At 43.1% G+C, this 26,268-nt stretch carries 23 protein-coding genes and 1 pseudogene; 15 read left to right on the top strand and 9 right to left on the bottom strand.

The features are described 5' to 3' along the window. Nucleotides 1-803: pseudogene (locus FTT86_RS11545) on the bottom strand (ISNCY-like element ISAba32 family transposase); the annotation flags it as partial. A 161-nt stretch (nt 804-964) separates the two neighbouring features. Here FTT86_RS11545 and FTT86_RS11550 point away from each other — a divergent pair. The 6 genes from FTT86_RS11550 (at nt 965) to FTT86_RS11575 (ending at nt 7,214) form a co-directional block, all read left to right on the top strand. Continuing rightward, on the top strand, nt 965-1,267 hold the full coding sequence (locus tag FTT86_RS11550; RefSeq protein WP_180087240.1) for a hypothetical protein: 303 nt from the start codon (nt 965-967) through the stop codon (nt 1,265-1,267). 132 nt (nt 1,268-1,399) lie between these two features. After that, nucleotides 1,400-2,107: a phosphopantetheine-binding protein gene (locus FTT86_RS11555; RefSeq protein WP_004646641.1), complete on the top strand. Its 708-nt coding sequence runs from the start codon at nt 1,400-1,402 to the stop codon at nt 2,105-2,107. Nucleotides 2,108-2,240: 133 nt separating this feature from the next. Continuing rightward, nucleotides 2,241-2,885, top strand: a complete 645-nt coding sequence (locus FTT86_RS11560) for an RluA family pseudouridine synthase (protein ID WP_004646642.1) — start codon at nt 2,241-2,243, stop codon at nt 2,883-2,885. 143 nt (nt 2,886-3,028) lie between these two features. Beyond that, the gene (gene rapA / locus FTT86_RS11565; RefSeq protein ID WP_016807124.1) at nt 3,029-5,866 is read left to right on the top strand and encodes an RNA polymerase-associated protein RapA; all 2,838 of its coding nucleotides are present in this window, start codon (nt 3,029-3,031) and stop codon (nt 5,864-5,866) included. 145 nt (nt 5,867-6,011) lie between these two features. Continuing rightward, nucleotides 6,012-6,278 carry a PAAR domain-containing protein gene (locus FTT86_RS11570; protein ID WP_004646645.1) on the top strand — a complete coding sequence of 89 codons (267 nt, stop codon included), beginning with the start codon at nt 6,012-6,014 and terminating at the stop codon, nt 6,276-6,278. A gap of 135 nt (nt 6,279-6,413) precedes the next feature. Beyond that, entirely contained in the window at nt 6,414-7,214 is an 801-nt protein-coding gene (locus FTT86_RS11575) for an alpha/beta fold hydrolase (RefSeq protein ID WP_180087241.1), read from the top strand. A gap of 62 nt (nt 7,215-7,276) precedes the next feature. Here FTT86_RS11575 and fabR read toward each other — a convergent pair whose 3' ends face one another. Beyond that, nucleotides 7,277-7,957 carry an HTH-type transcriptional repressor FabR gene (fabR, locus tag FTT86_RS11580; protein WP_004646648.1) on the bottom strand — a complete coding sequence of 227 codons (681 nt, stop codon included), beginning with the start codon at nt 7,955-7,957 and terminating at the stop codon, nt 7,277-7,279. A gap of 152 nt (nt 7,958-8,109) precedes the next feature. Here fabR and FTT86_RS11585 point away from each other — a divergent pair, with 152 nt between their 5' ends. After that, nucleotides 8,110-9,174, top strand: coding sequence for a flavin reductase family protein (locus tag FTT86_RS11585; protein ID WP_026055790.1), 1,065 nt, complete (start codon nt 8,110-8,112; stop codon nt 9,172-9,174). A gap of 14 nt (nt 9,175-9,188) precedes the next feature. After that, nucleotides 9,189-10,283: an acyl-CoA desaturase gene (locus FTT86_RS11590; RefSeq protein ID WP_004646650.1), complete on the top strand. Its 1,095-nt coding sequence runs from the start codon at nt 9,189-9,191 to the stop codon at nt 10,281-10,283. Between the two features lie 193 nt (nt 10,284-10,476). On the opposite strand, the gene FTT86_RS11595 is transcribed toward FTT86_RS11590, so the two are convergent. Continuing rightward, nucleotides 10,477-11,130, bottom strand: coding sequence for an HAD-IB family hydrolase (locus tag FTT86_RS11595; RefSeq protein ID WP_071851202.1), 654 nt, complete (start codon nt 11,128-11,130; stop codon nt 10,477-10,479). Continuing rightward, complete coding sequence (locus FTT86_RS11600) at nt 11,097-12,305, bottom strand: DUF1615 family protein (protein ID WP_071851204.1); 1,209 nt, start codon at nt 12,303-12,305, stop codon at nt 11,097-11,099. The genes FTT86_RS11595 and FTT86_RS11600 overlap by 34 nt, the downstream gene beginning before the upstream one ends. 80 nt (nt 12,306-12,385) lie before the next feature. Between FTT86_RS11600 and dusB the strand changes: the two genes are divergently transcribed. Both dusB and FTT86_RS11610 read left to right on the top strand, forming a co-directional pair. After that, nucleotides 12,386-13,411 carry a tRNA dihydrouridine synthase DusB gene (gene dusB / locus FTT86_RS11605; RefSeq protein ID WP_180181274.1) on the top strand — a complete coding sequence of 342 codons (1,026 nt, stop codon included), beginning with the start codon at nt 12,386-12,388 and terminating at the stop codon, nt 13,409-13,411. 271 nt (nt 13,412-13,682) lie between these two features. Beyond that, complete coding sequence (locus tag FTT86_RS11610; protein WP_004279982.1) at nt 13,683-14,360, top strand: hypothetical protein; 678 nt, start codon at nt 13,683-13,685, stop codon at nt 14,358-14,360. A gap of 55 nt (nt 14,361-14,415) precedes the next feature. Here FTT86_RS11610 and FTT86_RS11615 read toward each other — a convergent pair whose 3' ends face one another. Continuing rightward, on the bottom strand, nt 14,416-15,459 hold the full coding sequence (locus FTT86_RS11615) for a nitronate monooxygenase family protein (RefSeq protein ID WP_180181275.1): 1,044 nt from the start codon (nt 15,457-15,459) through the stop codon (nt 14,416-14,418). 207 nt (nt 15,460-15,666) lie between these two features. Between FTT86_RS11615 and FTT86_RS11620 the strand changes: the two genes are divergently transcribed. The 3 genes from FTT86_RS11620 (at nt 15,667) to FTT86_RS11630 (ending at nt 18,278) form a co-directional block, all read left to right on the top strand. Then, nucleotides 15,667-16,926: a putative DNA modification/repair radical SAM protein gene (locus FTT86_RS11620; protein WP_005104366.1), complete on the top strand. Its 1,260-nt coding sequence runs from the start codon at nt 15,667-15,669 to the stop codon at nt 16,924-16,926. Next, the gene (locus FTT86_RS11625; protein ID WP_004279976.1) at nt 16,926-17,705 is read left to right on the top strand and encodes a TIGR03915 family putative DNA repair protein; all 780 of its coding nucleotides are present in this window, start codon (nt 16,926-16,928) and stop codon (nt 17,703-17,705) included. Before FTT86_RS11620 ends, FTT86_RS11625 begins: the two co-directional genes overlap by 1 nt. Nucleotides 17,706-17,768: 63 nt before the next feature. Further along, nucleotides 17,769-18,278 carry a hypothetical protein gene (locus FTT86_RS11630; RefSeq protein ID WP_004646660.1) on the top strand — a complete coding sequence of 170 codons (510 nt, stop codon included), beginning with the start codon at nt 17,769-17,771 and terminating at the stop codon, nt 18,276-18,278. Nucleotides 18,279-18,331: 53 nt separating this feature from the next. Here FTT86_RS11630 and FTT86_RS11635 read toward each other — a convergent pair whose 3' ends face one another. From FTT86_RS11635 to metK, 4 genes are all read right to left on the bottom strand, one after another. After that, nucleotides 18,332-19,543, bottom strand: a complete 1,212-nt coding sequence (locus FTT86_RS11635) for a YeeE/YedE family protein (protein WP_180181276.1) — start codon at nt 19,541-19,543, stop codon at nt 18,332-18,334. Between the two features lie 266 nt (nt 19,544-19,809). Further along, nucleotides 19,810-20,154 (bottom strand): hypothetical protein, encoded by a 345-nt coding sequence (locus tag FTT86_RS11640; protein ID WP_005104359.1) that lies wholly within the window; start codon nt 20,152-20,154, stop codon nt 19,810-19,812. Nucleotides 20,155-20,334: 180 nt separating this feature from the next. Then, a protein-coding gene (locus FTT86_RS11645) for an IS3 family transposase (protein WP_373886129.1) occupies nt 20,335-21,475 on the bottom strand; the annotation gives its coding sequence in 2 pieces (ribosomal slippage) (nt 20,335-21,213 and nt 21,215-21,475; 1,140 coding nt in all). Between the two features lie 236 nt (nt 21,476-21,711). After that, a complete protein-coding gene (metK, locus tag FTT86_RS11650) occupies nt 21,712-22,878 on the bottom strand; it encodes a methionine adenosyltransferase (protein WP_004729886.1) in 1,167 nt (388 codons plus the stop codon). 472 nt (nt 22,879-23,350) lie between these two features. Between metK and FTT86_RS11655 the strand changes: the two genes are divergently transcribed. Together FTT86_RS11655 and tkt are read left to right on the top strand one after the other, a co-directional pair. Then, complete coding sequence (locus FTT86_RS11655) at nt 23,351-23,734, top strand: pilin (RefSeq protein ID WP_071851212.1); 384 nt, start codon at nt 23,351-23,353, stop codon at nt 23,732-23,734. 446 nt (nt 23,735-24,180) lie between these two features. After that, nucleotides 24,181-26,169 carry a transketolase gene (gene tkt, locus FTT86_RS11660; protein ID WP_071851214.1) on the top strand — a complete coding sequence of 663 codons (1,989 nt, stop codon included), beginning with the start codon at nt 24,181-24,183 and terminating at the stop codon, nt 26,167-26,169. The last annotated feature ends 99 nt before the right edge of the window (nt 26,170-26,268 follow it).

Raw genomic sequence — 26,268 nt, forward strand, 5'->3', positions numbered from 1 at the left:
TCTAGGCGCATTTCCTTGATCAGGCGATCCTGGAGTGTTCTATTGGCACGTTCCACACGGCCTTTGGCCTGGGGTGAGTTGGCGAAGATAATATCAATATTTAACTCATTCAGAATCCGCCCAAATTGCGTGATCTGGCTATCTTGGCTCGATTTCTGATTCACTCGGAATACCGAGTGTTTATGGCTATAAAACGCTAAAGGCTTGCCGTATTGCTCAATGTAGGCTCGGGTTGAAAGCATATAATCAAAGGTCGTTTCAGCCTCACAAAAGCGCAGATGCAACAGCTTTCCAGTGGCGTCATCGATATAAACTAGCAAGCAGCATTTGGAAGCTCGACCTTCAAACCAGTCATGATATGAGCCATCGATCTGGATCAGCTCACCGAAGCAATCACGGTTGTATCGAGGCTGATATGGACGTTTCAGGCGCTTGGATCGAGGAATCCAGAGGTCATTTGCAGTCATCCAGCGACGAACCGTTTCTACCGGGATATGCAGGCCAAACATGCTGCTGAGCTTCTCATGAGCCAATGTAGGACCAAAGCCAAGTAAATGTTCAGAAATAATGGAAAGACATTCTGATTTTAACAGGACGTCATGGCGACGATGACCCGGTTGACCACGACTGGCATGTGCCATACCTGAGACACCATCTTGATTGAGCTTCTGCAATAACCGGGTAATTTGACGGGTGGAAAGATTCAGGATTTCAGCAGCACGGACCTGGGTAATACGATGATCTCTAACGTCTTGCAGAACTGCAAGACGTTGAATTTCTTTATCAGACATAGTGATCAGCATCTATATTTTATATCCAGTCCATGGTGATAAAAACCATCATAAACCAGACATTTTTATTGGTGAGAATATAGACACTTTAAATGGGTTCTAACAAAAGAATTTCGTATAACGTGTATTATGTTAATTTTAGAAATAATTAAAAGTTTGGAAATACTAGTGAAATGCAACTTATAGAAATGGAGCCTTATTTTTGGGAACTATATGAGGATAGCGAAAATATATACCTCAATGTTTGTATAAATATGAGTGCAGTTTCTTGGGCGAAAACTATCTGCCTAGATAAACAAACGATTCAGCAATATCAGACTCAAGGAAAAGGTTTTATTGATGACTTAGCTAAAAGAATTGAAAGCAGCCAATTTAGAAAAGATTATGAAAGATTTTATTCATTTCCAGATGCCTCCGCAGAACAAAAAGAGGGAATGCTTCTAGCATTTAATGAATATAGGGCTAAGCAAAATTAAAGCCATTTAACATAATGGCGATGATACGAAATTAGAACAATAAACCTCTGTGAAATCAAAGTGTTTTTCAAATCGATGCTAAACTAAAATAGCATGAATCATCATGCTATTTTGTATTTATAAGAGCCTCCCATGCTGTACCCCATCCCTAAAAAAATCCAACTTGCTCCATCCCAAGCCAAATGGCAGCTTGCATCAAATGAATCTGTTTTGGTTTTAGTGGGATTACAAAATTTAAGGATGATGGTAGGCATACAAGAAAGCGACCTAATGAGTCATCTGATCCAGATCAGCAATAAAGCCAAAGCACTCGATATTCCGATTGTTGACTTATATGGTGATGACCTGATGCAAGGCATGCAGCAATTGGGAGAATATGCCTCAATGCATCCGCAACTGATTTTTGCCGGGCAGGTTACACCGATGCTGAAACAGATTTTGCCGCATCTGATGAGTGTGACGGATCAAATCGGTGTGGTCGATGATGTGATTTTATTGGCGAATCAAGATCAGCATATTCAATGGATCGAAAACATTTCAGCACAGGGGATACATCACTTAAATACCTATAGCCTGACCCGCTTATGGGATTTAAGCGCATCTTCCGAATATGTATTGTCGGCCAAAGGCATTATGTTGGCTGTCGCAGAACAGCTGGATATGGATGCTTTGGAAATTGATCCCTATGTCGACTTAAAAAATTATGGTCTGGATTCGGTAGCGGTGGTGAGTCTAGTCGGTATATGGCGTGCACATGGTGCCAATATCCGTTATGAAGATGTGCTAAAACATCCGTCTTTGCACGAATTGGCAAGCTTCATTTTAAAATCCTCAGGTTGATGCGCTGCGATTGAGCAATTTTATGCGCTAAATCGGAAATTTCATCGTCATTTACATAAATGCGCATTGTAATTATTGGCTAAGCTTTCTATCATTGCCGCCTTGTTTTTCACGATCAGCCTGGGATTGAACTTTGAGTAATTTTCTAACCGAACATCTGATACATCGTGATGACGATTTCATGGTCATCCACAAACCTGCAGGTTTACTCACAGTTCCCGGTAAAACAGAAGACTTACAAGATTGCCTGATCAACCGTCTGGTCAAATTAGAACCCAAAACTTTACTGATTCATCGACTGGATCGCGATACATCCGGTATTTTGGCCTTTGGTCTGAGCAAATGGGGACAAAAAACCATTTCCCGCCAGTTTCAGGAACGCCAGACTGATAAAACCTATCAGGCTATGGTTGCCGGTACACTCGAAGGTGAAGGCACTATTGAAGTGCCAGTGGTGTATGATCCAAGCCGTCCCCCCTTACATATCGCAGATCCCGCACATAATAAGCCGGCCATCACGCATTGGCAGGCGATCGAACATTTTAATATTCAGGGACAGCCCGTGACTCGGGTGAAACTGACCCCAATTACCGGCCGTTCACATCAGCTACGGGTGCATATGCAATATCTCGGACATCCGATTATTGGCGATACCTTATATGCGACATCCGAACAGCAACAGCTCAGCTCGCGTTTATGTTTACACGCGGAACGTTTGAGTTTTTATCATCCTCAAACAGAGCAGTTGGTCGAATTTTATTGTCCGGCGCCGTTCTAGGAAATACTTCTTTAATCGGCGTGAATTATGCTCACTTTTTAGTGGGCTTTATGTCAAAATACATTGCTTGAAGGTGTGGAATTTTGCTCCAATGACGTTTCGTGATTGAGCCTAATATTCATAATCTTGTACTTAAGATAAAGGTGGAAAAATTGCAGCAATTTGCTATTGGTCAACGTTGGTTATCAGATACTGAAACAGAACTCGGTTTAGGCGTTCTTATTGATGTTGATGAGCGGTCGGTCAGCATTTTATTCCCGAAAAGCGATGAAACCCGCGTCTATGCACGCAGCAATGCACCCTTATCTCGTATCGTATTTAATGTGAAAGATGAATTACAGGATCAGGAAGGGACCAAGTGGATTGTAGAATCCGTTGAAGACCGCAATGGCGTGGTGCGTTATCATGTCGTTCGTACCTTGGAAGATGGAACTGAAGAACGTAAATCGCTGAATGAAACCCGTATTGGTGCGACCATCCAGCTGTCTAAGCCTCTAGACCGTTTATTGGCCAGTCAGGTTGATTATAAAGAATGGTATGACCTGCGTATTGAAGCACTGCTGATGCAGGCCAATATGCAAAGCAGTCCACTGCGTGGTCTGGTGGGTTCACGTGTCGGTCTGATTCCGCATCAGCTTTATATTGCGCATGAAGTTGGTCAGCGTTTTGCACCGCGTGTATTACTGGCCGATGAAGTGGGTCTGGGTAAAACTATTGAAGCGGGTCTGATCATCCATCAACAGCTGAAAACTGGCCGTTCTGAACGTATCCTGATTTTAGTGCCGGATTCACTGCAATATCAGTGGATGATCGAGATGCGCCGTCGTTTCAATCTTGAGTTCTCGCTGTTTGATTTGACTCGTACGGCATCGATCAAAGAACATGATCCTGAACAGAACCCATTCCTGACCGAACAAAAAATTATTGCCTCTGTCGATTTGATGGTCGACCATGAAGATCTGCGTGAACAGGCACTTGAAGCAGGTTTCGATTTGTTGGTGGTCGATGAAGCGCATCATTTGATGTGGAGTGAAGAAGATGGTGGTAATGACCGTTATGATCTGGTCGAAGAGCTGGCTGAACATACGCCGGGCGTGTTGTTATTGACGGCAACACCTGAACAGCTCGGTGTGGAAAGTCACTTTGCACGCCTACGTTTGCTTGATCCACAGCGTTTTAACTCGCTGGATCGTTTCCTCGACGAAGAAGCACAGTATCAGCATACAGCTAAAATTGCAGAAGTGCTGATGTCAGACATGCCGCTAGAAGCCGAGCATTTAACTGCGATTGAAGCCTTGTTAGGTCATCCGATTGAAGATCAGCCTGAACAGCGTTTCCGTGCCATTCACGAACTTTTAGACCGTCATGGTACAGGTCGTATCCTGTTCCGTAATACACGTGAAGCCATTCAAGGTTTCCCGGGTCGTGACTGTCAGCCGGCACCATTGCCAGCACCAGAAAACTGGTCGAAAGATGGCAAGTTGCGTGAACAGATGTGGCCTGAAGAGGCGCAGCTCGATGGCGCATGGATGGAAGCCGATCCACGCGTGATGTGGCTGATGGAGCGTTTGCGTACCGATTTAAAACACAAAAAAGTCTTACTGATTGCGCGTAGCGGGCCAGTGGTTGAAGCGCTGGAAAATGTACTGCGCTTACATGCCGGTATTCGTACCGCCATGTTCCATGAAGGCATGAGCTTATTAGAACGTGACCAGGCCGCAGCTTATTTTGCTGAAGATTCGTATGGCGCGCAGATTTTACTCTGCTCGGAAATTGGTTCGGAAGGTCGTAACTTCCAGTTTGCCTCTGACCTGATTCTGTTTGACCTACCTGCGAACCCGGACGTGTTGGAACAGCGTATTGGTCGTCTGGATCGTATCGGTCAGGAAAACCGGATTCAGATTCATGTGCCTTATCTGGTGGGAACTGCACAAGAACGTATGTTCCGCTGGTATAACGAAGCGCTGAATATCTTCAGCAATATTTCTCCAGCTGCACAAACCTTGCAAGAAAATTTTATTGTTCGCTTGAAAGACTGTCTATTGGCAGACAAAGGTCAAGATTTTGAAGACCTGCTGGAAGAAGTTAGCGTGCAACGTGAAGCGCTGGAAGCTGAATTGCAGGAAGGTCGAGACCGTTTGCTTGAATACAACTCTTGCCGTCCGGTGGTGGCACAGGAAATTGTCAACGCGCTTGAAGACTATGATGACAATACCACTTTGCCGATTTTCATGAAGCGCTTTATGGCGTCTACGAATATCGACTTTGACGAGCAAAGTAACGGTACAGTGATCATCAAGCCAACCGATCAAATGCAGGTTCAAGGTTTGACGTTGGATGAAGAAGGGATTACAGCGACTTTCTATCGTGATCAGGCACAAATCCGCGAAGATGCGCAATACCTGACACTGGAACATCCATTCACTGAAAGTGTGATGGAAATGATCAATACGCAAGGCTTTGGTAGCACTAACGTTGCGGTACTAAAATCTGCAGCACTGCCACAGGGTTCGGTATTACTTGAAGTATGGTTCAAGGTCGATGTGGTGGCTCCGAAAGCATTGAACTTGCCGTCTAGCTTGCCGCAACAGTTGATTCGTGTCTTGCTCAGTGAAAAAGGTCAGGATCTATCACAAAAGATTGCACCAGAAATCCTGAAACCGTACTTGCATCATTTAGATGGCAATAGTTGCCGTCAGGTGGTGAAAGCACGTCGTGATGTGATTGAGGCACGTTATCAGCAAGCGCTTGAACTGGCACGCAGTGCATTGCCTGGCTTCAAGCAGCAAGCCAAAGAAGTGTATGGCAATAAATGGCAATATGAAATTGATCGCCTGACCTATCTGAAACAGTTCAATCCAAGTATCCGTGAAGATGAAATTGCACGTTTACAAAAGTTGCAGAAAGAAGGTTTAAGCCTGCTGGATGGTCTATCGGTAACACCGGAAGCAATTCAGGTGATGGTCGTGGTCAAGCCTTAAGCTTTACGCAATAAAAAAATGCAGCTTTCGGGCTGCTTTTTTTATAGGCAAAATCCGGGTTTATTATTTTTTTGGTCGGAGAATGCTGGTCTGTTATTTTCCTCCTGTTTAAAATTAGGCTACTGAATAATAAGAATGACAAAGTATGTCAAAAGCACTGATTACCCTTGGCACAAAGACCAGTCATGGCGGCATGGTGACTGAATGCGAACTCTCTTTTTTGATCAATGGTATTGCCGTACATTTAAATGGCATGAAGCATTATTGTCCCAAATGCCAGACTATGGTCACCGCAATTTCCAGCAATTTGTCTATTACTGTCAAAGGACGGGCAGTGGTCATCGCGGGGGATAAGGCCAGTTGCGGCGCGACTTTTCTACCGATGCAACATTTGACTGTATCGCAGAAATAGACTTTAAATTCTGAAGGAATACAGAGAAATGACTTTGAGGTCATGCTTTGAGCATTTTTGCGCTGCCGAATAAATCTTTAAAGCGGTAAGCTCATCTTACGATTTCAGGATGAATACGCACTGCGTTTAAAAATAATGAAGCAAGCCTTACATTTTACCCATGCCAATGGTATCCCTTCGGCAACTTATCGGAAGTTTCTGGACTGTTTTCAGCAAGACTATGAGGTCAAAGCGATTCCCTTTATCGGCATGAACCCACAATATCCAATTACGCGAGACTGGCGTTATCTGGTCGATGAAGTCATTGCAGATATCGAGCAGCAGTTTCCTCAGCAGCAAGTGATTGGCTTAGGACATTCCTTTGGTGGTCTGGTGACCCTTATGGCGGCGTATCGACGTCCCGAACTGTTTTCCAAGCTGATCATTATGGATCCACCATTTGTGATTGGAAAAAACAGCGCCATGTTTGAACTGATCAAAAAGCTGAATCTAAAAAGTGTCGATGGTTATACACCCGCAGGAATTACGCTAAAACGCAAAGATTATTGGTCATCAAAACAGGTCGCTATTGAAGCACTCCGGTTTAACCGCTTATTTAAAAATTTCGATGAGCAGTGTTTTGCTGATTATATCGAGAGCGGCATTCAGCCAGAACCTGAACGTGGTGGGGTGACGTTAACTATTCCAAAACAGATAGAAGCGGAAATCTTCCGGACTGTGCCAGCCTGGTGGTGGAGAACGCCACGCCGACCGCCTGAAGTGCCGATGCATCTGATGACTGCAGAGCAAAGCCAGTTTTATCAGCAGGGGTTGCCACAAGGGATGCACAAGATTTATCGGATTAATTATTCTGTGGTCGAGGGCGGGCATATGTTCCCGCTTGAGTATCCGGAAGCCACTGCAAAGGCAGTCAAAGCTCAACTCGCACTTTTGTAATCATCATAAAAAAGAGACGCTGATTACGTCTCTTTTTATACTAGTTCATGCAAATCGGAAAATTAGCGCAGCTGAGAATCTTCCAGATGACGTGCACCTTCAAGGATCATCCGGATCATGATCATGGTCTGTTCGGCAATTTCTTTGCGGTCTTCGGCAGGCATATCAATCACATTAGCACCCATGTTGAAGACCAGTTGGGTAATGGCTTTGGCTGCAATATCGGGATGAAATAACTTCTTATTGTTTAGGCGTTCCAGACGAATTAAATCTTCCTGAAGTTCCTGCTGAAAATAATTTAATTGGCGTTCCACCGCCTGTTTATAAGATTTGGAACCGGTATAGCCTTCACGTAATAACAGGCTCAGATTGCCTTCATCGGCATCCAGCTGGGCAATAAAGACTTCTACAGAACTGCGGATAATGCTGTTCTGGCGAGAAGCTTGCAGACGTGCTTCATGCAAAATCTGACGCAATACAATCCCGGCACGATCAATCAGCTCAATGGCCAGTTCATCAATATCTTTAAAATGACGATAGAAGCTGTTCGGTGCAATACCAGCTTCACGCGCGACTTCACGTAGACTTAAAGAGGAAATACTTTTTTGTGGCCCAATCAGATTCAACGCAGCCTGAAACAGTTCTTCCTTGGTAATGGTGGCCTTGCGACCGACACTCCGTACGATAATCGGCTCATCAATGCTTTTCGATTGTAATAAAGATGCGTCACTGCTTATTTTCATTGAAGGCTCGTTCATCGATAGGTTCATGCATGAATCATTTTATTATAACCGAGCCAGTTAAGCTTGTGAAATGATTAGAAACAATACGGTTGTATATACAAATATATATACATGTGTATAATAATTAAAAACCCAAGGTGATGTCACAAACGATGCATGTACTGCAAAAACTTAAAATGCCATTGAATGCACTGTCTGATAGTGTAGTTGATCAGCATGCAATTAATTTCTGGATTCAGAAACTCAATCCTGTATGGTCGTTGAATCAGCCATTAGGCAAGATCGTGCATATAGAAAATGCAGCACAGGATATGCTGAGTCTGAAAATTCAAGTGAATCGCTTATTTAAGTTTGGTGAAGCAGGGCAGCATCATCCGGTCTATGTGGTGGTAAACGGCATCCGTTATGAACGTAGCTATAGTTTGACCCGTGTAGATGCGCAACATGTTTTATTGACCGTGAAAAAAGTCAATGCCGGTAAAGTCAGTACCTGGTTGGCAGAACAGGCACAAGTAGGTGATGTGATCGAATTTGGTCAGCCTTATGGTGATATGACCTTGCCTGTGCAGACGAGTCCATTGATCTTGCTTGCAGCAGGGAGTGGTATTACCCCAATGCTCAGTATGCTGGAAAGCTTGAGCAAAAAAGGTGAACTATCTGCACCGGTCACTCTCTGGTACTGGGTTAAAAAAGATCAGGATGCCGCATTTAAAGCACGGTTTGAAGAGCTTGCTCAGAAACATGCAAATTTCTCATTTCATGTGTATGCCACTCAAGAACAGCCAGCTGCTGCACGTCTGGATGAAACCTATCTGACAGATCTGCAAAATCTGGAAAATAGCATCGTATATTGCTGTGGTCCTTCAGGTTTTGTATCTAAAGCAGAACAGCTTTTTGCTCAGGCAAAACAGTTTAAAGGTGAAGCCTTTAGCATGAGTTTGGCGGATCTATCGGATACCGGCTTTATTAATGTCACCCTGACCCAGTCGAAAAAAATTGTCAGCATTCCAAAAGGCCAATCCATTCTAGTGAGCCTGGAACAGCAAAATATTAAACCGACCCATGGTTGCCGTATGGGCATTTGTAATAAATGTGCCTGCAATAAAGTAGAAGGTTCGACCAAGAATTTGGTCAACGGTGCACAAAATACCGAACCCGGCAACCTGCTCAAAATTTGTATTAACTCAGCGCAGACTGACCTTGTCATCGACTTATAAGCGAGTTTTATCTTATGAATATGCCAGTAAAATTACAGTATTTTAAAAATCCTAAAAACCGTGAATTAACCCAGTTTGAACTTGATGAACTTGCACGTGAGCTCGATGCGATTAAGCAAGAAGTGCTAGATGATCTAGGTGAAAAAGATGCGAAATATATCCGTCGTGTCTATTCAACCATTCGTTACTCATCGATTGCCGGTCGCGCCTTATTGTTTGCAGGCTGGTTCCCGCCAGCATGGTTGCTAGGCACAGGTCTATTAGGCTTTGCCAAAATCATGGAAAACATGGAGTTGGGTCATAACGTCATGCATGGTCAATATGACTGGATGAATGATCCTAAACTCAATGGTCAGACTTATGAATGGGATATTGTAGGGACTTCAGACAACTGGCGTCAAACCCATAACTTTAAGCATCATACTTATACCAATATTAAGGGTATGGATGATGATATCGGTTATGGTCTATTACGCTTGTTCCCGGAACAGCGCTGGAAACCGGGTTATTTATTGCAACCGATTTATGCAGTGCCATTCTGTTTATTGTTCCAGTGGGGTGTTGCGATTCAGAATCTTGAATTGGGTAAATACTTCAAAGGTCGCAAAAGCAAAGAGCAGACCAAAGAAGAATGGCGTCCAATGCAGAGCAAAATTGGTAAACAGTTGTTTAAGGATTATGTATTCTTTCCATTGATAGCAGGTCCTGCGGCTTTACCGGTTTTGACCGGTAATATGGTGGCCAATGGTCTGCGTAATATCTGGACCTTTAGTATTATTTTTTGTGGTCACTTTACCAAAGATGTCGAAGTGTTCCCAAAATCGGTACTTCAAAATGAAAGTCGTGGTCACTGGTATATGCGTCAGATCCGTGGTTCATCTAACCTGACCGGTTCTGAAGCGTTTCATATCTTGACGGGTCATTTAAGTCATCAGATTGAACATCATTTGTATCCTGATGTGCCTGCACGTCGCTATCGTCAAATGGCACCGAAAGTTCAGGCTGTTTGTGAAAAATATGGTTTGAACTATAACAATGCCAGCTTGGTAAAACAGTATGGTAGTGTGATCAAACGTATTGTGAAATATGCATTTCCGTTTAAGAAATAATTTTTCTTAAAGCTAAAAAAACTACTTCAAATGAAGTGGTTTTTTTAGCTAGGAGGCGAATACTTCAGGAAGTAAAAATCCTGATTACGAAGCTATTTAAGATGATTTCAAGGCATAAAGTAAAAAAGTTAATCTGCCATTTATAGCGTTGTCTAAAGGTGTTTAGTAGGTTAACCCGATAGAATGGAAAGGACTAATATGGCATCGAATGAGCTGAAATATTAATTTTTGGAAGCTGTTGATCTTGACCCTCAAAATAGCTTTGCTGCGCCAGACTGAGCATTTCTATATCTTCCTTGCTATTCCCATAAGCATAAATTTCAGCATAATTATCCAGATTATATTTTTCTAGAATTCTAATTTTCTTTTGTGTGTTACTACAGTCAGGAGTTTGATAAAACCCTGTCAATTTCCCAGCTTTGATTTCAACTTCGCTACAGATTAAATCGATATTTAAATAACTGCACACCGGTTTAAGATACAAATCCAATGAGGCTGATACCAGCACGATTTCATGTCCTAATTGTTGATGCTGTTTAAGTTGTTCTAATAATTTCGGATTCAACTTGAATATTAGTTGTTGTGCATAATCCTGAGCTAATTGCAGAATTTCCTCTGCATCACTGTTTTTAAACATGCTGGCATACAATTTGGGTCGCATGCGGTGTGCCGGATAGAAATTTAAATAATAGGCCTGTATCCATGGCAAAATTTGCATGCCGCGTTTCACAATATGCCGTTTTCTTAAGGCATGGAAAATGAACCCGGTAAAGCTATCATGTAGATACAGGGTTCCATCAAAATCAAATAAGGCTAGAGTTTTAGATTTTTGATTTTGCGCATGCATGTTTGATATCGACCATCGACGCGGGTAGCAAACCAGTTAGTATTATAATCACGACTTAATTTTGGTCCGGAAATGACCACTTCAGGCATAATGGCATAGATAGGATCTTTACCCGTTTTTTCCTGATAAAGCTTGCTGACACCACGATAAGTCATCGTATCTTCAAAGTCTTTATCTTTTTCTTTCTTTAAATCAGCCCGGATCTGACGTTCAGTAATAATAAAATTATTTTTGGCAAAAACACTGATTAACTCACGCTCAGATTGACTCTTCTGCGAACGGATTGCGCCATCTTTGGTGTAGAGTAATAAATCGCCATCCAAATCGAGTTCGGCCTCAGTCAAATCATTCAGCATGCTCTGAAAAGCAGCATTTCGACTGGAATACATGCCCGAGTTATAATCTGCAAAACGGTAAATCGGCTTGTCATAATCCGCCGGATACATCATCAGGCGATGAATCCCATAATACAGACCGCCATATTGACTGTAGAGATCGGTACGTAACTCTGCGATATTGCCGCCTTGGCGTTTATGTTCTTTCGCATAGCTGATATGTACCTGCATTGAACCCAAGGTGGTAATTGGATTCATTTTCTCGCCAATATTCTGGCCGACCAGTTTGGCAGCACCAGTCAGGGCGCTAACATGATAATGCTTTGACATATAATCAAATATTTCACGATATAATTCGTCGAGTTCACGTTCGGTTTTGACCCGGTGCATCTGGCTTAAGTAGTTGTCTTCAGGACTCGGATGGTTCTTGAGAACTTCCTGGAAATATCCTGCAACTGTGCCACCAATTGCTTGACCAAGCTTATCTTTGAATTTTTCATCAAGGCGACCTTGGACTTCCTTAACCGCCTTTTCACCCAAACCCGGAACAGTAGGATCTGCAACAAAGTTAGATTCCTGATCAACCACTGCCACAATCGTACAAACATTTTTCTTGGTCTGAGGAATGCCGAGCTGTTCGGTAATGTCATAAATATCTTGTGCCCAAGACTCACGTTGGTTGACACGGTTTGGAATAGCTTTGCGAATATGTTCAACTTCAAGTGTCGGTTCATCATCTTTTGACCACCATGAACCATTGCCACAACCGGCAAGACCCAGAGAAAGTACAAGTACAGACAATGACTTAAAAGAAAAACAAGAAGCGAAAGTTTTATTCATGGTGTCGTAAATTAATTGAAAAGATGAGCGAATAAGGCAGATGCAGTATACTATGCCCATCAAAAAAGTGATGAATTTATATGTATATTGGTCCATATCAACTGTCAAACAATTTGATTGTCGCTCCCATGGCAGGTGTGACCGATCGTCCGTTTAGAACCTTGTGCAAATACTTTGGTGCAGGCCATGCGGTCAGTGAAATGATGACATCTGACAAAACTTTGCGCGTGAGTAAAAAGAGCTTATATCGTGCCAATTTTGATGGAGAGCTGGCACCGATTTCAGCGCAGATTGCTGGTTCAGATCCCCATGATCTGGCTGAAGCGGCACGTTATCAAGTGGCCAATGGTGCGCAAATTATTGATATTAATATGGGCTGCCCAGCCAAAAAGGTCTGTAACCGACTCGCCGGTTCTGCTTTATTGCAGGATGAAGATCTAGTTGCGCGTATTCTGGATGCAGTTGTGGCTGCAGTTGATGTGCCAGTGACCTTAAAAACCCGTCTTGGTTATTTGAACGGTCAGGAAAATATTATGCGTGTCGCTAAACGTGCTGAACAAGCCGGAATTGCAGCGCTAGCTTTACATGGCCGTACCCGTGAAGATATGTACCTGAATACCGCGCGTTATTCTTTAATCAAAGACGTAAAGGAAATGTTGAAGATTCCTGTGATTGCCAACGGTGATATCGACAGTCCGGAAAAAGCCAAATACGTGCTGGATTATACCGGTGCAGACGCAATTATGATTGGTCGTGCAGCACAAGGTCGCCCCTGGATTTTTCGTGAAATTGCCCATTATTTAAAAACTGGTCAACATCTTGACGCACCAAGTATTACAGAAGTTAAAGATGTACTGCTGGGACATTTGACAGAATTATACGAATTTTACGGCGAGTATTCCGGCTGCCGAATTTCCCGTAAACATATTGCCTGGTACACCAAAGGACTGCGTTCCAGTAACGAGTTTCGTCAAAGCATGTATCAGGTAGAAAATACCGCTGACCAGTATCGTGTGGTAGAAGATTATTTTAATGCACTGCTAGAACATGGTTTAACCATGACTGATGTACAGGTCGAGCAGGTGAATTTACTGGAAACCAAGTAATGACGGGCAAAATTCAGCGAATCATGTAATATTTTTTGCATGAAATCCCTACCTTTTTTATCTTGAGCAGGCTGATTTTTGCATTTTGTTTACACTTCAGCCTGTCTAATACATAGCAGCACAGTTTGTTCACTTAAACTGGACAGGACTTGGACATTGCTTACTCAAGCTTCCTCTATGATGAACCTATCCAGATATAAAGATGAACCTATCCAGATATAAACCAGATGTGATCCATCTTGTTTATCGTCATCATTGAGGGAGATCTGTAATGACAAATACCAATCGTCCAGTCACAGAGTTTAGCCATAAAACGTCAACGGAATTGCCACAAGAACGCAGTGAAGGCCTGAATATCAATCCGACTGATACTAATGCACGTCCAGATTTGAATACACCCGTGAAAGATAATCCTCGTGTTCCAGACATGAATGAAGGTGAAGATAATCTGGCTGCCACCAGTGCCGGTACTTTGGGCGGAGCTGCGGTAGGCGCAGTTGCAGGTCTGGTAGGTGGTCCTCCAGGTGCAGTGGTGGGTGGTATTATCGGTGGAGTGGTTGGCGGTATTGCAGGTAATGACATTGCAACGCCCGATCATGGGAAGCAGACAGATAATTACCAGCATCCAGAGAACTTGCCTGAGGCAGATAATTATCGACATCCAGATCATTTGAGTGCAGAAGATAATTACTGGAGAGATGAGTATCATAATCGCCCGTATTTCAATGAAACGCGTAGCACATATGGCGATCTAGATTATGATCGTGATTATCGCGGTGCTTACCGGGTCGGTTATGAAAATCGTCCGATGTATGAGCATGATACGGATTTTGACCGTGCCGAACCTGAACTGCGTACCAAGTGGGAACAGTTAAAAGGTGAGTCCCGCCTCAACTGGGAAGAAGCGAAATTTGCAGTTAAAGATGCCTGGCATCGTGTCACACGCTAATTCTAGATAAATTAAAAACCTCTCCATGTGGAGAGGTTTTTTTATGATTCAAGTATTAAAGATGCTTCATTTCCAGTATGAGCTGGTTAATCAGATCGGAAGCTTCCATTTCACGAATCTGTGCCACGTTCGAACCTGCCCAGAACGCACCATAACCTTGATCCCCATGTTTGGCAGCAGCAGCATGTAATTGCTTGGCCAGATCATAAGTATATGGATAAGCGGGAACATCCAGCCGATCGGGTGTATCCACCTCAATATGCCAGTGGTTAATAATGCCACGTGCAGGACGACCGGAAATACTGGCACTCACCTGAGTGAGTGGCTTGGAAAATAAGGCTTTACGATAGGCATCATTGGCATTAGAAGATTTACACTGCACAAATGCAGTCCCAAGTTGCACGGCATCTGCACCGAAATCCATCATTTGACGCGCTTGCTCACCCGTCATAATCCCGCCTGCCGCTACAATCGGCAAGGAAGAATGCTGTTTGATCAGCTTCACCAGATTGGAGGTTTTGACTGAAGCATCAAACTTGGTCGAGAAAATCCCGCGATGGCCACCAGCCTCAATACCCTGCGCAATAATGATATCAATTCCGGCTGCATCAATGGCTTTAGCTTCGGCATAATTGGTGGCAGATACCATGGTCAGAATCCCTGCTTGTTTTAGGGCTTGAATCTGATGCGGATGTGGAATCCCAAAATGAAAGCTGACTGCTCGCGGTTTGATTTCTAATACCAGATTCAGAAAGTCATCATTGTCTTTAAAACTCGGATAAATACACTCCAAATGATCTGGTGCCTGAGCGCCATATTCGGCAAATTTATCTTTAAACTGTGCAATCCATGCCTGCGCTACAGCCTCATCTACAGGAACAGTGTCATGACAGAAAAAATTAACCTGAAAAGGGCAATCTGTCAGTTCCTGGGTCTTTAAAATCTGTTCTCGTGCAGCCTCGATACTGCTGGCCCCCAGACCCAGTGAACCCAAGCCGCCCTGATTGGACACTTCGGCAGCAAGCTCGGGCGTAGAGACACCTACCATCGGTGCCAAGAAAATAGGATGTTTAATTCCGAGATTTTCTAATAAAGACATAGATTTGCTCCTTGTTATGCTTTTACTTTGCCTTTGAGCACAAAATTAAGCAAATCATATTGGTTATTTTATTTTGAAATACTGCAGCATGGGTTACGTGTTATTTACATTTCTTGCGACACGCTATGTCGTCAAGAAGATAGAACTTTTATTAGCCTAGAATTGAACACTTTATAATAGCTTTTTGGTCACATATTCTCTGAGCTCATGTCTGATCGTATCCGTGAAAAACTGCAAATTTTAGCCGATGCTGCCAAGTATGATGTGTCTTGTTCATCTAGTGGTAGCAACCGTAAAAATAAAGACAAGGGTGTGGGCAATACTGGGAATGGCATCTGTCATAGTTATACCGAAGATGGCCGCTGTGTTTCCTTGCTGAAAATTCTGTTCTCTAATGTCTGTATTTTTGACTGTTCCTATTGTGTTTCGCGCCGTTCCAATGATGTCCAGCGTGCAGCATTTACCGTGCAGGAAGTCGTCGATCTGACCATGAATTTTTATCGACGTAATTATATTGAGGGGCTGTTTCTCAGTTCGGGGATTTTTAAATCGGCCGATCACACCATGGAGCGGATGCTACAGGTGGTCAAAAAACTTAGACTCGAAGAAAACTTTAATGGCTATATCCATCTGAAAACCATTCCGGGTGCATCACAGGAGATCATTACCGAAGCCGGACTGTATGTCGACCGTATGAGTATTAATCTGGAAATGCCAACGGAAGCGGGACTGCAAAAATTTGCGCCTGAGAAAACCCATGCCGAAGTACAAAAAGACTTGGGCATTGTGCGTGATCGGTTGATCCAGCTCAAAGATGAACGCAAGCTGATCAAGTCAGTCCCCAAGTTTGTACCTGCCGGACAAACTACACAGATGGTGGTGGGCGCGCATAGTGAAACCGATCAGGATATTATTTTGATGGCTGATCGGCATTACAAGGAATTCAAGCTGAAAAGGGTGTATTTCTCTGGTTATATCCCGATTAATCCTGAAGATAAAGCCTTACCCGCCATCGGTTCAGCACCGCCCTTATTAAGAGAAAATCGTCTGTATCAATCCGACTGGCTGATGCGTTTTTATGGCTTTGCTGCTGATGAAATTGTCGATGAGCAGCATCCGAATCTGGAGCTGGATATTGATCCCAAACTCAGTTGGGCCTTGCGTCATCCTGAAGCCTTTCCAGTCGATATTAACCGTGCCGACTATAAAATGATTCTACGGGTACCCGGTATAGGTGTACGTTCTGCCCAGAAAATTGTACAGGCCCGCCGTTTTGGACAGATTCATATTGACCAGCTAAAACGCATGGGCGTGGCTTATAACCGGGCGCAGCATTTTATCCGCTGTGCAGATACACCGAAATTTAAGAAAGATCAGCAGTCCCATCAGATTCGCCAGCAAATTTTGATGTCAGGACAATCCAAATATCAGCAGCAACTTTCACCTCAATTAGGATTGGGTTTCTAGTGGCAAGTTACTGTTTTGATGGCAGCATGACTGGTCTGCTCAGTTGTGTATTTCGTGCTTTCGAGTTTAAAGAATTTAACGTGATAGTGACGGCCAATCCTCAAGCACAAACAGGTTTATTTGATGAATTTATCCATGTGGCCTCTAATGATCAGCATGGGCAGCGGGTGTGGCAGGGATTAAAGCAGAAAGTATCTTCCAGCAGTTTGCGTGCTTTTTACTATACGTTTTTGTCAGAGCAGGAAGCAGCGTTCCAGACTCTTTTTGATTTTGCAGTCTATGTCTTTCAAAACCAGCGTCCAGTCGATAAAGATTATGGTCATACTGCGGTGATCGGCATGTCGCAATGGGCCAAGCAAGTGGGGCGGGAAAAGCATCGTATGGAGGCTTTTGTACGCTTTAAAAAAGCCAAAGATGGTTTGTTTCTGAGTCTGGTCAGACCGGATTTTAATGTCTTGCCGATTATTTCCCGACATTTTCAGGAGCGTTATCAGGATCAAAGCTGGCTGATTTATGACGAGCAGCGTAATTACGGTATTTATTATGATTTAAGGCAGATGCATCAGGTCGAGATGAACGCTGAAATAATCGATCCACAAATCCGGATTGGTCATAGTCAATCATTCAGTATTGAACTGGATGATCAAGAGCTGCTATATGATCAGCTCTGGAAAGACTATTTTAACAGTGTGAATATTCAGGCGCGCAAGAACATGAAATTGCATATTCAATATGTGCCAAAGCGCTACTGGCGTTATATGAATGAGAAATTACTTTAAACAGTACATCAAGCTGCTTTCAGGCATAATAAGCATTGGTATATTTAAATTGAGTGTATAAACATGAAGGTATGGCTAACGTCATTAGCGCTGCTCACTGGATTAACTGCATGTTCGGAACAACCACAAAAACCGGTCGTAGATCCAGCCAAATATCAGGTTCAGACCGCACAGGAACTGCAGCAACGTTTTGATGCACTCAATGTCCAGTTAGCCCAAGACTTTCAGAAATTTAAGAAAGTCGAAAGCATTGCTTTCGCACACCAGTTTCCTTTAGATGTCAATAATCTGCAAAGCTTGAACCAGCATCTCGTTAGCAGTACCGCATTAAAACCTAGTAAAATCGCCTATTGCGATATGATGAATAGTTATTTTGCCGATATGTTCCGTTTGGGACATTACAATCTGGAACTGGTCGATGACATTAAATTGCCCAATGCAAAGAATGAAAATTTAAAAGCTAATTTCTCTGATGCTGATCATTTTTATACCTTTATTCTGGATCGTTATACGACTTATCGTCAGGTTCAGCAGACCATGGGTTATGGCTGTAATTTAAAAGCTGCGCTGTAAATCCTAAAGCCAGAAAAAAGCCCATCACAGATGGGCTTTTTTGATTTTAAGCATTAGCAACCGGTCAGTTTTTCAGACTGCGGTTTTTCATCCGAGAAGAAAATCGGACGAAGTTTTACCCCGATCCCGTTACCAATAAAAGCGAAGACCAGCCATAACCAGCCATGCAGACTACCCGACGCAATCCCACTGAAATATGCGCCGATATTACACCCATAAGCTAAGCGTGCGCCGTAGCCCAGCATTATGCCACCTACAACAGCAGCAATCAGTGAACGTTTTGGAATATTGAAATTCGGCGCAAATTTACCTGCCAAACTTGCTGCCAACAAAGCACCCAGCATGATACCGAAGTTCATCATTGAGGTAATATCAAACCATAATGATTCTGCCAGTGCTTTGGCATTGCCTGCTCTTTGCCAATAATCCCAAGAAGCTACATCAACACCTACAAGACTTGCACCTTTGGCACCCCACACAGCCAGTGCAGAGGTCACGCCCCAAGGACGACCTGCCAGTGCCAAAGTAGCAAAGTTGAGTAAGGTCAGGATAATACCGCCCCAAATCAAAGGCCATGGACCACGAATAAAGCGCTTCCAGCCCTGATATTCACTGCGTGGCTCAATTTCCAGGCTGCCATGACGTTTCTTTTCGAAATAAACAGTCGCCGCAGCAATGATGGCAAAAACGATAAAGCTCAACAGCAATCCAGGGAGGACGCCTAAACTTTCTACCAGTGAAATAGGCTCAAGATGTGGCAGGGCAAACCACCAGTCAAGGTGGGAGGTCGCAATCACAGACCCGATACAGAAGAACAAGAGCGTCACCAGCATACGTGCACTACCGCCACCGACGGTATACAGCGTACCTGATGCACAACCGCCACCAAGTTGCATACCGATACCGAAAATAAAGGCACCAATCATGACTGACATGGAAACAGGGTTAACATTGCCTTTGACTGGGTTGCCGAACAATTCACCTGCACCTAAAGCGGGGAAGAACAGTAAAACTGCCAGCGCCAGCATAATCATCTTCGCACGTAAACCACGGCCGCGACGTTCCTTGATAAAGACACGCCAGCTCGAAGTAAAACCAAATGAAGCATGGTACAGGGTCATGCCCAGTGCACCACCAACCAAAAATAATAGGGCCTGATTTAAGCCTACGATTTGATAGGCACCGATTGTACCTATGATAAGCAAAATAAAAGCTGCCCAGACCGAAATATTCGACCGTTGGGAAGCAGCAACAATGACTGACATGGGAGATTAAATTTTAAAAATAAAGGCTGGTATTCTACTGAATTTCAGTTTAAATGCAGCCCGTTTTGCCGATTCAATCACAATTAAGTCATTCTAATACTTGATAAGTTTTATCAATTTATCTGATTTTATCGAATCATTTAGATAAAAAATTGATCCCATCAAGAAATAATGCAATTTCAATTTAGATCATTCGATATTTAAAATCATCTCTGATAAAAAAGCCTGCAATCGCAGGCTTTTAAACATCAAGCTGAATGCTAAAATCAGTTTTCAGCTTTTTCCCGAACTTCTCCGGCACCTTCCTCAACTGCCGCAGCTGTTGCTGCAGTTGCTTTACGTGCTGCTTCCGCAGTGGCATCTGCTGCTCTAGACGTTGCAGCAGCTGCTTCGTCCGCTGCCTGAGCAGTATTTTCCGCGGCATTATCCATTGCTCGTTCGGTTTCTACCGCAGCCTCACGGCTGGCATCTTCCATATCATGACCGGCTTGATTGGCTGCATTTTCTAAATGCTCACCTGTGGTTGCGCCGGTTTCAGGCGCTTCTTCTTTACTACAGCCGACTAAGGCAACAGTGGTCGCCAAACCTAAAGCAATCAGTAATTTATTCATCGAGTAATATCCTTTTGTTGTTGTAGAGCTGCAATCTAATTTAGCAGCCATTTATTTAGATTTATGCTAGCAAATAGATCAACATTTGTTGATTAACTGTAACTTTTTTCGATACTTATACTGTAATGGCTCAGTCGGAAGTTGTCTTAAGTTTCATGGAATTGAATAGCCACCAAAATTCTAGACACACATAACCATCTTTTGATGGGCCTTTTCATAATCTAATGGAGAACGCTGACCATTGGAACCATGTCTGCGTTTTGAGTTATAGAACATCTCTATATATTCAAAGATATCCGACCTTGCTTCAGTTCTTGTCACATAGATTTTCTTCTTGATCCTCTCTCGCTTTAACAGCTGAAAGAAGCTCTCAGCAACAGCATTATCATGGCAGTTTCCACGCCGGCTCATACTGCTTTCAAGGTTGTGATGCTTGAGAAATGTCTGCCATTCATGACTGGTGTATTGGCTACCTTGATCAGAATGAATCAGGACTTTGTTTTTTGGGCTTCTTCGCCACAAAGCCATCAGTAGAGCATCTAAAACCAGATCTGTTGTGATTCTCGACTTCATAGACCAGCCAACGACTAGCCGTGAGAATAGGTCGATTACTACTGCAAGATACAGCCATCCTTCATGAGTGCGAATATAAGTGATGTCAGTCACCCACAACTGGTTGGGCTGGGTGGGGTTAAACTGTCTGTCTAAAGTATTTCGAGCCACAATCGATGGAGTACTAACATTAGCTCTAGGTTTGCGATAGCCACGCTGTGACTTGAGACCATTCGCCTTCATGAGTCGATGTACTCGATTGATACCGCAACTTTCGCCAACGTCTTTCAAATCACAATGAATCTTGCGATAACCGTAGACTCCGCCAGATTCCAACCAGAACTGTTTAATTAATCCTGAAAGCTGTTGCCGCTTCCTTGCAGTTATACTGGTAGGTTTCTTTAACCAGGCGTAATAACCACTGTGATGAACATCTAACGTTGAACATAAACGACGAACAGACCATATATGTTGGTTGTCCCGAATAAAGGCGTACCTCATTTGGACTGGCTTGCGAAGCGGCCTTTTTTAATATGTCCCTTTCTTCAGTGACCCTTTGCAGCTCTTTTTTTAATTTCGCTAATTCTGTAGTTGGATCACTAGATTCTGTTGTCTTGGGCTGCTGTGGATCATAACGTTTGATCCAAGCATACAGACTATGTGTAGTGGTTCCTAAACGTGTAGCAACTTCAGCCACACTATGACCTTTCTCAGTGACTTGTTTTACTGCTTCAATTTTGAATTCTTCAGGGTATCGTTTACTGCTCATAAGCACCTCGTTAATTAGCCATTTTATCTAACTAAAAGGTGTCTACAAAATCGGTGGCTATTCAAATAGTGATATTCACAGAGAGGGAAGTCTTAATAGTATCATTCGATAGGCAGGTTATAGTATGAAGCTTGGCATTTAAATATTTGTCATCACGACCTAGAGATAATTCTAAAGATGAAGAAATGAAAGACATAAAAAAAGCCCGCATGATGCAGGCTTTTTTTAAGAAAAACTTATAGACCAGCAGACGCTTTAAGCGCTTCCACTTTGTCAGTTTTTTCCCAGGTAAATGCAGTATCTGAACCTTCACGACCGAAGTGACCATAAGCAGCAGTTTGCTTATACATCGGCTGGATCAGGTCAAGCATACGGGTAATGCCATATGGACGTAAGTCGAAATGTTCACGAACCAGTGCAATAATCAATTCTTCAGAGACTTTTGCAGTATTGAAGGTATTGATTGAAATTGAAGTTGGCTCAGCAACACCAATCGCGTAAGACACCTGAATTTCACACTTGTCAGCCAGGCCAGCAGCAACGATGTTTTTCGCTACATAACGACCTGCATATGCAGCAGAGCGGTCAACTTTAGATGGATCTTTACCAGAGAAAGCACCACCGCCGTGACGTGCCATACCACCGTAGGTATCTACGATAATTTTACGTCCAGTCAAACCACAGTCACCCACAGGACCACCGATCACAAACATACCCGTTGGGTTGATGTGGAATTTGGTCTCTGCATGGAACATGTCAGCAGGAATGATTTTTTTTACAATCTCTTCAATCACAGCTTCTTTCAGGTTCGCTTGCGTGATTTCAGGATCATGTTGAGTCGAAAGAACGACTGCATCCAAACGAACTGGTACGCCATTTTCATAAGCAAATGTTACCTGGCTTTTTGCATCTGGGCGTAACCATGGCAAGGTGCCATTACGGCGTAATTCAGCCTGCTTTTCCATCAAGCGATGCGCATATGAAATCGGCGCAGGCATTAATACATCAGTTTCGCGGCTTGCATAACCGAACATTAAACCTTGGTCGCCGGCACCCTGATCTTCAGGTTTCTGGCGGTCTACACCCTGAGCAATTTCAGGTGACTGTTTACCAATCATGTTGATCACGGCACAGGTTGAACCATCAAAACCAAGATCAGAATGGTGGTAACCAATTCCGTTTACGGTATGACGTACAATTGCCTCAAAATCAACATTTGCTGTCGTTGTGATTTCACCGGCAAGTACAACCGCACCTGTTTTTACAAGCGTTTCACAAGCAACCCGTGCATATGGGTCTTCTTTTAAGATTGCATCCAAAATAGCGTCACTGATTTGGTCAGCCATTTTATCTGGATGGCCTTCGCTTACAGATTCCGAAGTAAATACAGCGTACTCGCGCATAGTCCTATCACAGTTAATTTTAAAGACCCGATATGTTACATCGAGTTGCGCTCTAGGACTAGCTTAACACGACAAAATTGGTCGAAATTGTTTCAAATTATTGTGTTTTTAATTGATTAATAGAATTAAAAAAATTGATATATCTATTTAGACAGCATTATTGATTGAGGAATATGAAGCAACAATATTTTAATCCATCAGACTGTCATAAAATTAAATGCTTAGATTTCCGATTAAATCTTAAAAAATAGATGATAGAAAAAATACAAAGCTCAAAATTTAAAATTTACTTAAGCAAGTGATCATTACATCAATAAAGTGGATTCAGGCTGTGCGCCTTGCGACCAACTGTCTTGCTGATGTTCAAGCGTGTCTTCATATTAGCGCTAAGTCTTCCACATTAGCTGGTTAGGAATGACGACATCTTTTGCTATGGACTTCTTGGAGCAAGACTGTACGGAGATCAGAAATCATGTATCAAAAGGCATTTACCCTGATTGAAGTGCTGATCGTGCTCATCATTATCGCGATTTTAGTAACGATGGCTTTTATGAGTTATCAAGCTTATATCGTACGTAATCAATTGGCCGAAGTATTTGAGCAAGCTGGAGCATATCGAACCCAGTTTATTGCTTCGGATCAGCACTGTGATGCCGGACGTGAGATTGGTGGGCATGGTCAATATATCGAAAAAGTGATCATTAATGCCGCATGCCGGATAGAGTTCAAGATAGGAGAGCAGGGAGTAGATGCTGCGATTCGCGGGAAATCGGTTGCTTTTGACGTTCATAGTGGCAAATGTTACTCCACTGATATTCAGCAGCGCTATTTGCCTAAAGACTGTCAGGGACAATAAGTCTACCGAGGTTGGAAATTAGCCTAAGCAAATTAGATTTTCACCTGTATATCAAACAATCCTGCCAATATTTTATAAAATTTAATACAAATTACATTATGAATAGATCAGAGAGTCATATAAATTTTCTTCAAAAATAATAGTGTGAGACATATGAAATAGAAACAAAATCAGCATAAATTCAATCCTGTTTATCAGCTTGGAATCCAGATACAGAAACTAAAGTCGCTTTTGAAATGAAGGATAATTCAATCTGAAAATCAGCACAGAGAACCGAAGCCGAAGAAGAAATGTGGAATAATTGTACGATAAGGCAAGAGACACTCAATAAACTGATAAATATTGTTGGTTAGTCTTTACCCCTCGCTGTTTTTTTAAGACAATAGACAGCAGTTTTGAAAGTCTTTTCATCATTTCCTATTTCTGAATATTTTGGACTCTGATTTATGACAACCCCGCTTAATGAACGTCGTATTGCAAACGCAATTCGTGTATTGGCAATGGATGCTGTGCAAAAAGCAAACTCAGGACATCCAGGTGCTCCAATGGGGATGGCAGATATCGCTGATGTGGTTTGGCGTGAATTCATGAACCACAACCCGACCAACCCGAATTGGGCAAACCGTGACCGTTTTGTATTATCAAATGGCCATGGCTCTATGCTTCAATATGCGCTTCTTCATTTAACGGGCTACGATCTTTCGATTGAAGATCTTAAAGCATTCCGTCAACTTCATTCTAAAACACCTGGTCACCCGGAGTTGGGCTATGCACCAGGGATTGAAACGACGACTGGTCCTTTAGGTCAAGGCATCGCGAATGCTGTCGGTTTTGCACTGGCTGAAAAAACTCTAGCTGCGCAATTCAACAAAGACGACATCCAAGTTGTAGATCACTTCACTTATTGCTTCCTCGGCGATGGCTGTTTGATGGAAGGTGTTTCTCACGAAGCATGTTCTTTGGCGGGTACATTGGGTCTGGGCAAATTGATTGCTTACTATGACGACAATGGCATCTCGATTGATGGCGAAGTGGAAGGCTGGTTCTCTGACGATACAGAACAACGCTTCTTGGCGTACGGCTGGCAAGTGATTAAAGTTGATGGTCACGATGCAGATGCAATCCGTCAGGCAACTGTTGAGGCGAAAGCTGAAACTGCTAAACCAACCATCATTATCTGTAAAACCGTGATTGGTTTGGGTTCACCAAACAAGCAAGGTAAAGAAGACAGTCATGGTGCACCACTCGGTCATGACGAAATCGTCTTGACTCGTGAAGCACTAGGCTGGACTGATGAAGCATTTGTAATTCCTGAAGATGTTTATGCAGCTTGGGATGCGAAAGCCAAAGGTGCTGAATCAGAAGCAGCTTGGAACGAAACATTTGCTGCTTATGCTGCAAAATATCCAACTGAAGCAGCTGAGCTTAAACGTCGTTTATCTGGTGAATTACCGGCTGACTTCGTTGCAAAAGCGGATGCTTATATTGCAGAAGTGAATGCCAAAGCTGAAACGATCGCAACGCGTAAAGCGAGCCAAAATGCATTGCAAGCACTTGTTCCATTATTGCCAGAAGTTCTAGGTGGTTCTGCGGATCTTGCAGGTTCTAACCTGACCCTTTGGAAAGGCGCGCAAGGCGTACAGGACAATCCGGCAGGTAACTACGTACACTATGGCGTACGTGAATTCGGTATGACTGCAATCGCGAATGGTGTTGCACTGCATGGCGGGTTCATCCCTTATGTAGCAACATTCCTGATGTTTATGGAATATGCACGTAATGCCGTACGTATGTCAGCATTAATGAAACAGCGTGTAATCCACGTTTATACGCATGACTCAATTGGTCTGGGTGAAGATGGTCCAACGCACCAACCTGTTGAACAGATCGCATCACTTCGTGGTACACCAAACCTGAATACGTGGCGTCCATGTGACACTGTTGAAGCAGCAATTTCTTGGAAATCTGCATTAACGCGTGCCGAAGGTCCAACTGCATTGATCTTCTCTCGTCAGAACTTGCCATTCCAAAACCGTACTCAAGCTCAAATTGAGAGCGCTGCGAAAGGTGGTTATGTACTGGCTGAAGAAAAAGGTGAATTGAAAGCCATCATTATTGCTACTGGTTCTGAAGTATCTCTTGCAATGGAAGCTTATGCACAGCTTGAAGGCGTGCGCGTAGTGTCTATGCCATGTGCTGAAGAATTCATGAAGCAAGATGCAGCTTATCGTGAAGCAGTTCTTCCAACGAATATTCGTGCACGTGTTGCTGTTGAAGCTGCACATGTAGATTACTGGTGGAAATTTGTAGGTCTTGATGGTCGTGTCATTGGTATGACCACTTATGGTGAATCTGCACCTGCAAAAGATCTGTTCCAGTTCTTCGGGATTACCACTGAAGCAGTGGTTGCAGCTGTAAAAGAGATTACTGCATAATCAACTGATTAGGCGGTTTATTAAAAGGCGCTCCAGTTTTGGGGCGTCTTTTGCTTTTTAGCGTTGTTTTCATGTGGCAACTGTTAGAAAGTTCTCCCA

The organism is Acinetobacter sp. YH01021, from assembly GCF_013420255.1.
In the GTDB taxonomy this organism is placed as follows: domain Bacteria; phylum Pseudomonadota; class Gammaproteobacteria; order Pseudomonadales; family Moraxellaceae; genus Acinetobacter.

Coding starts and splice junctions, on each gene's coding strand:
- FTT86_RS11550 (WP_180087240.1), top strand. CDS start 965: ATGCAACTTATAGAAATGGAGCCTTATTTTTGGGAACTATATGAGGAT.
- FTT86_RS11555 (WP_004646641.1), top strand. CDS start 1,400: ATGCTGTACCCCATCCCTAAAAAAATCCAACTTGCTCCATCCCAAGCC.
- FTT86_RS11570 (WP_004646645.1), top strand. CDS start 6,012: ATGTCAAAAGCACTGATTACCCTTGGCACAAAGACCAGTCATGGCGGC.
- FTT86_RS11575 (WP_180087241.1), top strand. CDS start 6,414: ATGAAGCAAGCCTTACATTTTACCCATGCCAATGGTATCCCTTCGGCA.
- fabR (WP_004646648.1), bottom strand. CDS start 7,957: ATGAAAATAAGCAGTGACGCATCTTTATTACAATCGAAAAGCATTGAT.
- FTT86_RS11585 (WP_026055790.1), top strand. CDS start 8,110: ATGCATGTACTGCAAAAACTTAAAATGCCATTGAATGCACTGTCTGAT.
- FTT86_RS11590 (WP_004646650.1), top strand. CDS start 9,189: ATGAATATGCCAGTAAAATTACAGTATTTTAAAAATCCTAAAAACCGT.
- FTT86_RS11595 (WP_071851202.1), bottom strand. CDS start 11,130: ATGCATGCGCAAAATCAAAAATCTAAAACTCTAGCCTTATTTGATTTT.
- FTT86_RS11600 (WP_071851204.1), bottom strand. CDS start 12,305: ATGAATAAAACTTTCGCTTCTTGTTTTTCTTTTAAGTCATTGTCTGTA.
- dusB (WP_180181274.1), top strand. CDS start 12,386: ATGTATATTGGTCCATATCAACTGTCAAACAATTTGATTGTCGCTCCC.
- FTT86_RS11610 (WP_004279982.1), top strand. CDS start 13,683: ATGACAAATACCAATCGTCCAGTCACAGAGTTTAGCCATAAAACGTCA.
- FTT86_RS11615 (WP_180181275.1), bottom strand. CDS start 15,459: ATGTCTTTATTAGAAAATCTCGGAATTAAACATCCTATTTTCTTGGCA.
- FTT86_RS11620 (WP_005104366.1), top strand. CDS start 15,667: ATGTCTGATCGTATCCGTGAAAAACTGCAAATTTTAGCCGATGCTGCC.
- FTT86_RS11630 (WP_004646660.1), top strand. CDS start 17,769: ATGAAGGTATGGCTAACGTCATTAGCGCTGCTCACTGGATTAACTGCA.
- FTT86_RS11635 (WP_180181276.1), bottom strand. CDS start 19,543: ATGTCAGTCATTGTTGCTGCTTCCCAACGGTCGAATATTTCGGTCTGG.
- FTT86_RS11640 (WP_005104359.1), bottom strand. CDS start 20,154: ATGAATAAATTACTGATTGCTTTAGGTTTGGCGACCACTGTTGCCTTA.
- metK (WP_004729886.1), bottom strand. CDS start 22,878: ATGCGCGAGTACGCTGTATTTACTTCGGAATCTGTAAGCGAAGGCCAT.
- FTT86_RS11655 (WP_071851212.1), top strand. CDS start 23,351: ATGTATCAAAAGGCATTTACCCTGATTGAAGTGCTGATCGTGCTCATC.
- tkt (WP_071851214.1), top strand. CDS start 24,181: ATGACAACCCCGCTTAATGAACGTCGTATTGCAAACGCAATTCGTGTA.